Raw genomic sequence first — 13141 nt, forward strand, 5'->3', positions numbered from 1 at the left:
CATATTAGCACAATTATAGCGTGGTGTATTTTAATTGAAATTAATTGTGCCGCTATAATTAATAAATTTTACCGAAATTTGAAGTTTTAACGGATTCAATATCTCCGTTTTATTTAGTACATAAGCATTACATGAGAAAGTTAGGGTTATTAGTTTTAGGGGTTGTTTCTTTAATTACGGTTGCCAAAGCGCAGGTTACAACCGATGCAGCAGCAGCAAAAGCAGACACCATCGCCCCAAGAACGCCGGGTAAAACATTAGATAAAATTGCAGCAGTTGTTGGTAACGCTCCTATTTTATTATCAGATATTGAACAGCAATATGCCCGTTACCTGGTTGAGGGTATGCAGCCCGATCCCCAGGTTAAATGCAGGGTACTACAATCATTATTAACTCAAAAACTACTGGCACAACAGGCTATTATTGATAGTATTGATGTAAAAGAAGATGACATTGACGCCAGTGTTGACCGCCGCATGCGCGAAATGACGCAGCGTGCCGGTGGCCAGGATAAATTAGAAGGCTTTTTGGGCAAATCACTTATTCAGTATAAGGATGAAATTCGCCCGGATATGAAAGAGCAAATGATTGCTCAAAAAATGCAGCAAAAAATAACCGAGAAGCTGAATGTGACCCCACAGGATGTGAAAGATTATTATAACGCCATCCCTAAAGACAGCCTGCCATCTTTCAATAAAGAGGTTGAAGTTGGCGAAATTGTGTTTCAGCCTCAATTAACCAAAGACGAAAAAGCACTTTATAAAGAAAAAGCCGAAGAGCTGCTTGCCCGCGTTAAAAAGGGAGAAGACTTTGGCACACTCGCCCGGTTATATTCACAGGATCCAATGTCGGCAGTTGAAGGTGGTGATCTTGGCTTTGCCGATCGTACAACGTTTGTTAAGGAATTTACAGCTAATGCCTTTAAACTTAAAGCAGGCGAGATCTCGCCTGTATTTGAAACCGATTTCGGCTTCCACTTTTTGCAGGTTATTGAGCGCCGTGGCGAGCAGGTACACGTAAGGCACATCCTTATTACCCCTGCTATTACGGAAGCCAGCCTTGAAAGGGCAAAAACCAAGGCCGATAGTATTTATACCCTGATGATGGCGCATAAAAAAGACCTTGATTTTTCGGCAGCAGCAAACTTCTATTCAGATGATAAAGAAACCAAGTTTAATGGCGGTATGATGTTAAATGCCGAGAATGTTCAGGCACGCTCAACCTTTATCCCTACCGATAAGCTTGATCCTAAAGTAGCGCTTATTGTTGATACCATGAAGGTTGGCAGTATTTCAAAACCAGATTTGTTTACCGGTGCCGATGGCAAAAAAAGCTATAAGATACTTTACCTTAAATCGGCTACTGATGCTCACAAGGCTAACCTGGCGCAGGATTTCCCTAAGCTAAAGGATATGGCCTATGAGGATAAAAATACCAAAACGGTAAACAAATGGTTTGATAAACGCCGCAAGGAAACTTTTATCAAGATTGACCCGGAATACCAAACCTGCGATATCCTTAAAAAATGGGTAACCACACCGGTAACCACCGCCCAAGCTAAATAATAAAAAACCTTATTTATGCCACACCGCTCTGATGTTGAAGCTGCTGACGCTTTAAAGCTTGCTTACCAGCAAATACGTACCGAAATTGGTAAAGTGATCATTGGGCAGGATGAGGTAGTTAAGTTTGTACTGATATCTATTTTCAGCAACGGGCATTGTTTACTTGTTGGTGTGCCGGGTTTGGCAAAAACATTGCTGGTACAAACTGTATCGCAGGTGTTAGACCTTGATTTTAAACGCATTCAGTTTACGCCAGATCTGATGCCATCAGACATCATCGGGTCTGAAATATTGGGCGAAGACCGTAATTTTAAATTTATACCCGGCCCCGTTTTCAGTAACATTATCCTGGCCGACGAAATAAACCGTACACCGCCAAAAACCCAGGCCGCTTTGTTAGAGGCCATGCAGGAAAAAGCGGTTACAGCAGCCGGCGTTACCCACAAACTGGCCCAGCCATTTTTTGTACTGGCCACCCAAAACCCTATTGAGCAGGAAGGTACCTATCCCCTTCCCGAAGCACAATTGGATAGGTTTATGTTTAACGTAGCCTTAAACTACCCATCCTTTAAAGAGGAGCTACAGGTAGTTAAAAATACCACCAGCACTTTAAAGCCCGAGGTTAACAAGATCCTGAATGCCGAACAGATCATTTATTTTCAGCAACTGGTACGCAATATCCCGGTTACCGATAATGTAATGGAATACGCCGTGAAGCTGGTATCTAAAACCCGCCCTAATACCGAATTTGCTACCCCGCAGGTAAATCGCTTGCTTACCTGGGGTGCCGGCCCAAGGGCGTCACAGTTCCTGATATTGGGGGCCAAATGTCACGCGGTGATCAACGGAAAATACTCGCCCGATATTGAAGATGTAAAAGCTGTGGCCAAACCTATTTTAAGCCACCGTATTGTGCGCAGCTACCACGCCGAAGCCGAAGGACTTAGCGCAGCTGATATTATTGACAGCTTGTTTTAGCTCCCGTATAGTCACAAATTAAAACTCGCTCTGGTATTTTATTACAGGCTTAATGTTATCCGGCAGCAGGATCATTCCTATTGTTTTCTCCGAAGCATCAATAATTTGTCCGGAAATAATACGTCCCTTTTCATCGGCTTTCATCGTACAGTATTGCCCGGCCTTGTTAGCCCTGCCCGATGTTTTAAACTTATACTTCAAGGTATCTTTTGTAGCAGTATCATAAACCGACGCTTCGATACTATCTGGACAGGCACCCTTAAGTTTAACGGTTACCGCCTTACAACGAAACCTCGGTTCGGCATCCGTACCCTTACTTTGGCAAATAGTTATGGTAGCTAATACAGTAGCAATAACTAAGGCAGTATAAATTGGTTTTCTTTTCATTTTTTAAGGTAAAGGAGTATGATAACAAATATAATTAAAAAAAGAGCCGTTCCCTTGCGGAACAGCTCTACCAATTTAACCTTCCTTAGATAAATTCCAGGCAGAAGATAAAAACCTTTCTATTTAAGCATCTCGCTCACGTACTGTTTAATTTTTAATTTATAATCGTTAACCGATTGTTGATCCTTGTCTTTATCTGCCAGATCAAGCGCTTTGGCCAGGTATTGCAGGCCATCAAGGTGTTCGCCAAGGTTTTGCAGTATGGTATTCAGAGTGCTGTAAAACAGGTGATTATCCGGGTTGGTTTTAAGCGTACGTACCGACCATAGCTTTGCCTTTGCAAGCGCGGCCGTATCGTTATATTTCTGATAATTATCCGCTATACAAAGCGCGATGTTATTTATCTGTAAATCGCTTGCCTTACCACTTGCTTCGTACTGCGTGGCCATGGCTATAAAGCGGGCCCAGGTATCGGGCATGGGCGTTTGCAGGTTGCCCAACCAGTCGGTATACATCAACAGCTTGTTTTCCATCGCCAGATCACCCTGGAAAATGGCAAGATGATCGCGGGTGTAAAATTCTTCTGTTACATAAATCTTAAATTCGGCCAGGTCAATCATCTGAAACGTTGTTTTGCCCGGTTCCAGGTACGCCCGGTTGCCATAATTTACACCAGGGGCACGCAAGGTAACAATTGTTGGTTCGGCAAGGTCAAGCTCGGTTGAAAAAGCGCCAAAGCGGTCCACACTTACTCTTTTTTCACTAAACCCGTTATTTTTGCTTTGCAGATCAATCAAGGCCTCGGGGCCCATTTGTACGCTATAGTTTTTGATAAAACCCTTGTAAACGGCCTTTCCCGCCGCCGGGTGCGATTTTACATAGGTTTGATTGTTGCTTGCGGATGTATTGTAGGTTTCCTTACGGCTGCAAAGCTCCAAATGATCGGCATCCGGACCTATAGCAAGATTAACACTACCGTTTTCACCAGCAACCTGTTTCATAAATAAATGTCCGAAGCCTTTATCGGTAAGATACATTTCATATAAGCCATCGTTGTTGGTAACTTCGGCATAGCTCCAAACCCTGTTTTTGTATATAACATTGTTATCATAAAAGCCGGCAAGCCATTCGTTACTACCATCGGCTTTTACCCAGTCGCCGGCCATTTGTATGGGCAGGTGATTATAAAAAATGGTGCTGGTTAGTTGTACATTGCCGTAACGCATACCGCCTTCGCCCCCATTGTTCCATACTTTTATGGCAATGCTATTGGCTTTGCCGGGCTCAACCAGTTTTTGAGGAATGTAGTAAACACGGTATTTTTTCCACTGGCTGTAAACAGATGTATCTGAAATGTCGTTCCCCGGGCGCGGATTATCATACAATTTAACCAACTGTCCGTTAAAGTACACCTCGCAATTATCATCAACCTGCCCCAGTGTAAGGCTTAGCGCCTGTTTGGTTTTGATAGGTATTGTAATGGCCTGGCGGTACCAGGCAAAGCCTGTAAAACCGGCATCCCAGGTGGGCACCATCATATTGTCCCAGTTGCTATCGTTAAACTTTTGTTTGGCAAATTTGGCGTTATCGCCTTTATTAAATTTCCAGCTTCCGTTAAGGTCCATCCACATGTAATCCTGCCCTTTGTGGGTTTCCTGGGCATACAGCGCCAGGGCGAATACTGTTGCCAGTAAACACAATACTAATTTTTTCATGTATAATAAGGTTTAGGTTATTTTTTAATATTGTTATATCCTTTAAGGTATACTTCCACCACGCCGTTTTTGCATTCGGCACCATACTTATCTGTAGCGGCTTTACCGGTTATACTTATGGTACTTTCTATGGTATCGCTATCGTTTTTAAATAACAGCTCTTTATTGGCCGATAGCAAAAGTTGCTGTTCGGGCGAAGCTATCTTCCCACCGATAAAGAAAACATAATTGGGTTCTTTAACTGTTGCTTCAGTGTCATTAATTACAAATGCTCCATTAGCATCGGGTTGCCTTGTTGTTACATCGGTCGCGGTTACGTAAGAGCCGCTTGCTTTTAAAACAGCAGATTGCTTAAATAGCTTTATTACATCCGCAGCGGTTATACCAGAATTATTTAAGTTAACAACCCCTGCTTGCTTAAGTATCTTTATTACATCGGCCACGGCTATGGTAGTATTGTTTAAGTTGGGATTATTAAATTGCTTAAATATATCCGCTGCGGTAATGTCACTTACGGTGATCTCTATAGCGCCGTGTTTACCCTTATCGCCATAAACGGCAATTGCCTCTTTCTCTTTAAGCACTTTTACACTTTTTATAGCTTCGGGCGCTATCATTTCAAATTGGGCATAGGAGGTTTCCTTCCCATTAACCATACACAATGGTGATGACGCGCTTTTATCAACCTGGTTATTTTGATCCTGGACAACGGGAACAACATCCGTACTTTTAGCCATTGGCATTTGATCTGCTTTAACCGGTTTATCTACGGGCGCCACACGTTTTTCTATTTTAGCAGCCGCAGCTATTGCCGTAACCTGCTTTTTGATAAATCCGCCAAGCTTAGCTGTTGAAATGCCTTTAAGCTCATTGGTAACATCGGGCCGTGCAAAAGCGATAACCGAAAATAGGGTCAGCACTATAATGCACAAGTATTTTAGCTGAGCCCATGGGTTTGATCGCTTGCGCAGCATCATCCTGATCCTTTTGCTGATGCTGCTTTGGTTAAAGGTATTGGCTACCGAGTAAAGCTTTTCGCCCACTGCTTTCCTGATCAGCAATAACTGGTATTCCTTGGCATCTACACCTTGTTTTATCAAGGTGTCATCAACCTCAAACTCATGAATATCTTTTAACTCCTTTTTAAGCAGCCAAATGGTGGGATTAAACCAAAATATGATAATGGCAAGTTCGGCCAGGAGCAAATCGCAGGAGTGAAAGCGTTTAAGGTGGATCAGCTCGTGCTGAATAATAATTTCGGGTTGATTCTGGTAATCATTTTTCGACAGTACAATATAATTTCCCCAGCTAAAAGGAGATTGTTCCTGGCTGGTAATCGCCAGCGTATACCCTTCATAAGCCTGTTTGGTTGAGTACCTGGCCAGCCTGTATATCCTGGTGAAATTAACAGCGGTAATAATAAGCTGTATAAGTACACCTGTCAGATAAATAAAAAACAGCAGTGAGTAAAAGCCGTCACCTGTATCGGCAGTAAAACCGGTAAGGTGTACCTGTTTCTGCAATATCAAATGCTCGATGCCTTTTAAGCGTACCGGCACCGCCGCAACAGCCGGCTGACTGATACTCATTTCAAAAAACGGCAACAGAATAGATGCTATAATAATGGAGAGCAATATAAACCTGTTTACCTTGTAAAAGGTTTCTTTGCTTAACAACGCTTTATAGGCCATGTAAAAAAACACCAGGCAAAGCGATGATTTAATGATGTGGATAAAGAAAAGGCCCATGGTTTATTTCTTTTGTTTGTTTTCAACTTCGTTAATAAGCATCCGCAATTCATCAAGGCTGATATTTTCCTCTTCTATTAAGGCCGATACCACCCTTTTATATGAATTGTTGAAGTATTTGTTGATAACCCCATGTAAGGTGCCACGGTTATATTCTTCGGCAGTAACCACAGCATTATATTGGTGTGTGGTGCCAAAAACGGTATGCCCCAGGTAGCCTTTATCTTCCAGCGTGCGCACGATGGTTGATAAGGTATTAAAATGAGGCTTGGGCTCGTCATACAGTTCCTGTAGTTGCTTAACAAACAGGGGGCCTTTTTCCCAGAAATGGCCCATGATCTCTTCTTCTTTAGCGGTAAGTTTTGTCATTGGTTTTGGTTTGATAAAACAAATGTAAACTATAGAAAATAGTTTTGCAACTATAAAACATAGTTTATTAACTATATTTTATAGTTCATATTCAAATACCTGATTATCAATAGTATAATTTATTAAAATCTTAAAATAACAAATTACTTAATCGCTTATAAAGCCTGGTGGTTCTAAGAAGCTGTTTAAAAATGGTTTCACAAGAATATTATAACACAAAAAAACGTTTGTCATCCTGAACATAGTGAAGGATCTTCTTCGCTATAAAAGTCTGCAATTAGCAGGGCGAAGAAGACCCTTCGTTCCTCAGGATGACAGGGCGGAGGGGGCTGTTTTTTTACGTCATCTTCACTTTCAGAGGCCCCCCGGATTTAAAAACTTGCAATGACGATTCTTTTCGTTTTTAAACAGCTTCTAAAAATTAAATCAATTCATCGTCATGATCTTTACCGGCGCTATCTGCAGCGTGTCGATGCCATTGCTGTTGATACACAAATTCAAAATTTCACCATCCCGCCGATACGGAATTACCCGGTCTGCATAATGCCCGTACAGGCTCAGGATTTTACCGGTTAGCTCATAACGAAATTTTGTTCCCGAAAAATAGGTCTCCCCTAATTCCGTACCAATAATTACCACTCCATTGGGCCTAAACTCAAACACCTCCTGCTTTTTATCCAAAATGTGAATGAGCTTACCCCCATTCTTATCCATATCCGATTTAACCTTAAACCCAAGAACCGCATATTTCCCGGTCAGCTTTTCAATAGCACCAGATGGCTGCTGATTACAGGATAAAATCATTAACGCAGGGACAAGCAACAAGATGATATTTTTCATACGAAAGCTATTTATAACTGGTTGACGGAAAATGAGATACAGTATCTAAATAAAATTAAGCATATCGCCAATCTGTTCCAATGGACTTTTCGTTTTTCCAAATGGACAATTGCGTTATACTCCCGGATGTGGGATAAATAATCAGGGAAATCTCTTTAAAATTTAGTTGGTTATAATGTGTACTAATAACTGTTCACGATATATAGTTAGTGATATCGCGCAAAGACGCTAAGTTCGCAAAGGAATTGTTTTATTTCTCTTTGCGAACTTAGCGTCTTTGCGCGAACTAACTTTTCCTTTCCAGTTTGAGATGACAGGCAAGTACCTACTCCTTACAGCAAGTTCAGCTTAAAATATCCTAAATGCAACTCATCTTCGGGCAAATCTGTAGCCGGGATAAGTTCTATCCTGTATTTCTCTTTTTGCCCGGCAGATAAGATATCTTCTATCTGGTAAAGGTCATCTACATCAATGCCGTATTTATCATCGATGTGCGAGTTGGCACCGTCAAAATGATTGTGTTTAAAAAAAGTCGTTTCTTTGGCTTCTTTGAAGGCGGCTGCCCTATCATCTTTTACGGTTAGCACAACGTAATGCTGCTCCTCAAACCGGTTGGGCAGGTAACCACCAAGGTTTATAAAAAATAGCTTCTTGCCGACTGCTGCTTCGGGAGCCGCGGGGGCAATCTTTACCTGGTATCCGTCAACAGCGGTAACCTCGCGCCAGCCATCTATGTGGATCTTACCTATTGCCTCGGGCCAAAACGTATTTATTGGGGGGACAAGCTCTTTTAATGAGGCAGCTATCCCAAAGAAAAAATCGTGCTGCTCCACATGCCTGCCCGGCGCTTTTGAGCCCAATAGGATCATAAAAAGTTTCAAGTCCGGCTGCTGTTGTTCTTCGGTATTCATAAATACGATGTTTGGTATCGGTGCCACAAGATAATAGTTCTGTTGCTTTGGGGAATGATTTGTTTGTCAACACGGCTCGCTCTTTGTCAACAAATCATCACATTTGGGCAAAATTTGTAAGGAACATCAAAATTTACCGACTACCACGTTACCAAGCCGCTATATTTTACGTTAATCATATAGTGGTGCTTGCAAAGCGCACAATACAATTAAACAACAATGAAAAAAACAGTTCAGTTAGTCCTCTTTTTACTGGCCGGTCTATCGGCATTTGCCAGAACCGGCACCGGCAACAACCGGCCTAAAGCAAAAGGTTTAGACACCGCCACTTTTGCAACCGGCTGCTTTTGGTGCACCGAAGCTAAATTTCAGCAGATAGAAGGCGTTAAAAAAGTAGTATCGGGTTTTGCGGGCGGCCACGTAGCCAACCCAAGCTATAAGCTGGTTTGCACCGGCACAACCGGCCATGCCGAAACCTGTAACATTATTTACGACCCAACTAAGGTTAGTTACGATGAATTATTAGCCGCTTTTTTTGTGGCGCATGACCCTACCCAGCTTAACCGCCAGGGTAATGATGTAGGTACGCAATACCGGTCGGCCATATTTTATCACAACGCGGCCCAAAAACAAAAGGCAGAGTATTACATTAAAAAGCTTAATGCCGAAAAAGTGTATCCCAACCCCATAGTTACACAGGTAAACCCTTATACCGTGTTTTATAAGGCCGAAGATTATCATCAAAATTATTTTAATCAAAACGGCGATCAACCGTATTGCAAGTACGTGATACAACCCGAGTTGGAAAAATTCAGGGCAGTATTTAAAGGAAAATTAAAGAAATGAGATCAGCAGTTATAGCATTTGCCATGTTAATGGCTACGGTGTTGAGCGCCAATGCCCAGCATTTAAAAACCACAACGGGTCATGAAAATAACCCCTACTACTCCACCACCGATACCAAACCACTAAAAGTAAGCGATGCTGAGTGGAAAAAGATCCTATCCCCTGCTCTGTATGCTACAGCCCGCGAACAAGCTACCGAGCAGCCTTTTACCGGTCAGTATTGGGATAAAACAGCAAAAGGCACCTACTATTGCGCCGTTTGCGGCAACAAACTATTCCGCTCCGATGCCAAGTTTGCCAGCAATTGCGGCTGGCCCAGCTTTTACGAGGCCGTGCGTAAAAACAGCGTGATCTATAAAGACGATGACTCGCATGGCATGCAGCGTACCGAAGTAATTTGCGCGCGCTGCAATTCGCACCTGGGGCATATATTTGATGACGGGCCGCCGCCTACATTTAAACGCTTTTGCATGAACTCCATTTCGCTTGATTTTCAGCCGGATGGTCTGGGTAAATAATTTAACATTTTCCGGTGCGCGCATTTCATCAATTATTCATTTATTCCATTTAACTTTATAAAATGTCTTCTCATCATATCGTTCGCGAAAAACAGGAACCTGCTTTACTGGTGCTGGGGATAAACAATTTTGAAGAGGAGCTGCTGGGTCAATTACTGGAATGGAGCCCCACGGTAATTACCACTCCGGATACCGCCGAAAAATTGAACAGTTTTGGGATTAAGGTTGACGGCATAGTTACCAATGGCGATGGCGAATTTTCACAGGAAGATGTGAAGCTGATTCCTGCAGATAACGATAGCCTGGCAGAAGCCGCTTTAAAGTTTTTGACGGCCAACGGCTACCCGGCAGTGAACATTATAACAGACGAACCGGAGTTAAGCATCTTTTTGCCTTACGCCGGTAAAATAAACCTGGTTATTTTTAATAACAGGCAAAAAATTTATCCGGTAACAACGGGTTTCAGCAAGTGGAAACCGGCGGGCGAGCAAATTGAAATAATAACACCAACTAAAGCACTGCAATACAGCGGCTTGCAAAACACGGCACCAGGCATTTACAATACCACAGGCGATGGTTTTTTTAGGCTGCAGTTTGAACAGCCTTTTTTACTGATTGCCGAGGCCTTAAATTAGTAAGCTTTATGCAATAAAAAGACAATTTAAGGGTTGTTGTTAGGGTAAAAATTATATTGGTGTGCTTTTTGTAATATATATTGCAAAAAATATTAAAGGGCCATTAAACCGTTTAAACATTTTTTAGTCTATATATTACAATCAGCAGAATTAAGCTGAACAGTTAAAATTTTTCAATCATGAAAAGGGCATATAAAAATTTATTCACATTGGCTTTAGGCGGCTTGTTAAGCTTGTCTTTAGCATTTACCGCAAATGCACAACGTAGAGGTGGTGGTGGCGGAAGCAGTGGCGGTGGTGGCGGCTCACGTTCTGGTGGTGGAGGCGGCGGTAGTGTCGGTGTTTCCCGTCCATCTGGCGGCGGCAGCGTAGGTGTTGCACGCCCTTCATTTAACGGCGGTGGTGGCGGTGCACAGCGTACAGCAGTGGCTCCATCACGTGGCTTCAGCGGTAATGGCAACGTAGCAACCCGTGGAAACACAGCAATTGCGCCGCAACGTGGCAACTACGGTTATGGTACAAGACCAAACTCATCTGTGGCTCCACAACGCAGCGCGGTAAATGGCGGTCAGCGCGTTTACAGCAATGGCACAGGCACCCGTAGTTACAGCAGTGTTGACAGGCGTTCTTATAACGGCGGTCGTGGTTCTTATTACAATGGCAGTGCCGGTTATGGCACCAGGGTACGTGGCGGTTACAGCTACGGTGGCCGTGGCGGTTATTTTGGCAACCATTACTACTATCCATACCATAACTACTATAGCTCATACTATTTACCACGTATTGGCTTTAGCATAGGCTTTTTACCTTACGGTTATTATCCGTTCTGGTATGGCGATTACCAATACTATTACAGCGATGGTTTATACTACCGTCAATACAATGATCAGTATACTGTGGTTGAGCCACCGGTAGGTGCCGAAGTTAAAAGCTTACCATCTGATGCCAAATCAATTATGATCAATGGCGAGCAGTATTACGAATCAAATGGTGTTTACTATCAACCATATACCAAGGATGATGGCACCCAGGTTTACGTGATTGCAGGTAAAGATGGCGAGTTAAACACCGATAATGGTGGCAACAGCGATGTTCAGCAAGGCCCGCAAATTGGCGACATTGTTACCAACCTGCCAGATGATTGCAGGAAGATAAAGATCAACGGCGAAAAGTTATTTGTTTCTCCGGATGGTTTTTACTACCAGGAAAGCAGAAACAACAATGGTGACACTGTTTACAAAATTGTAGGTACCCCATCTGACGAGCCCGATAATCAATAATAAAAATTCAATTTTAAATACCCAAAAACGGCTGCTTCAATCATGAAGCGGCCGTTTTTGTTTTGGGGCGGATCCATAAAAAATACCATAAGTCATGATGAATTTATTTCGGCACCCCACAGGACAGGTGGTCCGCGTGAAATACTTAGCATGTGGGGTGCCGAAACAAGTTCGGCATGACATTGAATATATACCAGCTGTCATTTTTACTCCCCGAGTTCGCGGATTTTAACATTCTACATACTTCTTTGCAGGTGCATGTCACTCCCGCATCAAATTTTATCTCACATATAGCTCTTCCAAATTTATTTTCTTAATATGTACTCATTTCATAGCAAAACTCGTTGCTTTGCTATAATTATCCCATACACTTATGAGCAACATCCTTCATATTTTAAATGGCGATGCCGCCCTTGATGGCTTTAACCAAACCGGGCTTGACGGCGATGTAATGGTTTGGCGCGAGGTGCTTTCTGAAGGCCCCTTGCAGGAAAACATTTTGTCGGGCAGCTTTTGGAGCGCGCGTTCAAAATGGATCTCGCAAAATGAACCTGAAGAACAATATCAGCATAAAGTAATTGACGAATTGGGGAAACTCAACAGCCAGTATACCGAAATCAATTTATGGTTTGAGTTTGATTTGCATTGCCAGGTAAACCTACTGGGTGTATTGCGGATGCTTACCCTGCATACAGATCTATCGGTCCCAGCCGTTTACTTGATTTGCCTTGCCGATTGCATTCAGTTTAACAATGCCAGGGGCCTGGGCGAGTTAAACGGCGACCAGTTTGAAGAGTTATTTGACGCCCGCGAACACCTCAACGAATGGGAGTTTGAACTTGCTGCCGAAGCCTGGCAGCTGTATGTAAACAACGATACCGAAGGTTTAAAGAAATGGCTTAACGAAACCACCTTTTGGGGAGGCGTTCCCCTGCTTAAACCAGCCTTACAAGCGCATTTAAAGCGTGTCCAAATTAATGCCGATGGCTTAAGCTATATTGAACAAAAACTACTGGATATTTATAACGGCGGCGCTAAAACCAAACACGCTATCTACGCCCAATTCTGGAAAACCGAAGGTATTTTTGGTATGGGTGATTGGGAGATAGATATCTATTTGAACAGGTTGGTTGAGAAGGGGCTGATTGGGTTGGAGTAAGAGCCAAATCTGTTGTAGGTCATTGCGAGTTTTAAAAGCCGGCGGACTGTGAAGGAAGGCATCGCGTAAAAAACTATCCTCTCCACCCTGTCATTCTGAGTAGGTTTTATTTGCGCACAAATAATCGCATTGCAAATGACACGAATAGTTATGAGTTTTGCTTTATAAAAGCAACTTATGGCAGTGTAGC

General features: G+C 42.8%; 14 protein-coding genes. 8 read left to right on the forward strand and 6 right to left on the reverse strand.

Annotation, left to right across the window (positions count from 1 at the left end; translation table 11 throughout):
* Positions 1-131: 131 nt before the first annotated feature.
* Positions 132-1565: a peptidylprolyl isomerase gene (locus tag FHS10_RS23410; protein WP_259095770.1), complete on the forward strand. Its 1434-nt coding sequence runs from the start codon at positions 132-134 to the stop codon at positions 1563-1565.
* A gap of 15 nt (positions 1566-1580) precedes the next feature.
* Entirely contained in the window at positions 1581-2543 is a 963-nt protein-coding gene (locus tag FHS10_RS23415; protein WP_259095772.1) for an AAA family ATPase, read from the forward strand.
* An 18-nt stretch (positions 2544-2561) separates the two neighbouring features.
* On the opposite strand, the gene FHS10_RS23420 is transcribed toward FHS10_RS23415, so the two are convergent.
* The 6 genes from FHS10_RS23420 to FHS10_RS23445 form a co-directional block, all read right to left on the reverse strand.
* The gene (locus FHS10_RS23420) at positions 2562-2930 is read right to left on the reverse strand and encodes a hypothetical protein (protein WP_259095773.1); all 369 of its coding nucleotides are present in this window, start codon (positions 2928-2930) and stop codon (positions 2562-2564) included.
* A gap of 119 nt (positions 2931-3049) precedes the next feature.
* Positions 3050-4645, reverse strand: a complete 1596-nt coding sequence (locus tag FHS10_RS23425) for a hypothetical protein (RefSeq protein ID WP_259095774.1) — start codon at positions 4643-4645, stop codon at positions 3050-3052.
* A gap of 17 nt (positions 4646-4662) precedes the next feature.
* Entirely contained in the window at positions 4663-6393 is a 1731-nt protein-coding gene (locus tag FHS10_RS23430; protein ID WP_259095775.1) for a M56 family metallopeptidase, read from the reverse strand.
* A 3-nt stretch (positions 6394-6396) separates the two neighbouring features.
* The gene (locus FHS10_RS23435; protein ID WP_259095777.1) at positions 6397-6762 is read right to left on the reverse strand and encodes a BlaI/MecI/CopY family transcriptional regulator; all 366 of its coding nucleotides are present in this window, start codon (positions 6760-6762) and stop codon (positions 6397-6399) included.
* Between the two features lie 426 nt (positions 6763-7188).
* Positions 7189-7602, reverse strand: a complete 414-nt coding sequence (locus FHS10_RS23440) for a hypothetical protein (protein WP_259095779.1) — start codon at positions 7600-7602, stop codon at positions 7189-7191.
* 332 nt (positions 7603-7934) lie between these two features.
* Positions 7935-8513, reverse strand: a complete 579-nt coding sequence (locus tag FHS10_RS23445; protein WP_259095780.1) for a DUF1543 domain-containing protein — start codon at positions 8511-8513, stop codon at positions 7935-7937.
* A 219-nt stretch (positions 8514-8732) separates the two neighbouring features.
* Here FHS10_RS23445 and msrA point away from each other — a divergent pair, with 219 nt between their 5' ends.
* The 6 genes from msrA to FHS10_RS23475 all read left to right on the forward strand — a co-directional run bounded on the left by msrA (position 8733) and on the right by FHS10_RS23475 (position 12951).
* On the forward strand, positions 8733-9359 hold the full coding sequence (gene msrA / locus FHS10_RS23450) for a peptide-methionine (S)-S-oxide reductase MsrA (protein ID WP_259095782.1): 627 nt from the start codon (positions 8733-8735) through the stop codon (positions 9357-9359).
* Complete coding sequence (gene msrB / locus FHS10_RS23455; RefSeq protein ID WP_259095784.1) at positions 9356-9877, forward strand: peptide-methionine (R)-S-oxide reductase MsrB; 522 nt, start codon at positions 9356-9358, stop codon at positions 9875-9877. Before msrA ends, msrB begins: the two co-directional genes overlap by 4 nt.
* Before the next feature lie 62 nt (positions 9878-9939).
* Positions 9940-10512, forward strand: coding sequence for a thiamine pyrophosphokinase (locus FHS10_RS23460; RefSeq protein ID WP_259095786.1), 573 nt, complete (start codon positions 9940-9942; stop codon positions 10510-10512).
* A gap of 179 nt (positions 10513-10691) precedes the next feature.
* The gene (locus FHS10_RS23465; protein WP_259095788.1) at positions 10692-11792 is read left to right on the forward strand and encodes a DUF6515 family protein; all 1101 of its coding nucleotides are present in this window, start codon (positions 10692-10694) and stop codon (positions 11790-11792) included.
* A 42-nt stretch (positions 11793-11834) separates the two neighbouring features.
* Entirely contained in the window at positions 11835-11972 is a 138-nt protein-coding gene (locus tag FHS10_RS23470; protein WP_259095789.1) for a hypothetical protein, read from the forward strand.
* Positions 11973-12165: 193 nt separating this feature from the next.
* Positions 12166-12951, forward strand: a complete 786-nt coding sequence (locus FHS10_RS23475; protein ID WP_259095791.1) for a DUF1835 domain-containing protein — start codon at positions 12166-12168, stop codon at positions 12949-12951.
* Positions 12952-13141: the final 190 nt, after the last annotated feature.

The sequence above is a fragment of the Mucilaginibacter dorajii genome, from assembly GCF_024808255.1.
In the GTDB taxonomy this organism is placed as follows: domain Bacteria; phylum Bacteroidota; class Bacteroidia; order Sphingobacteriales; family Sphingobacteriaceae; genus Mucilaginibacter; species Mucilaginibacter dorajii.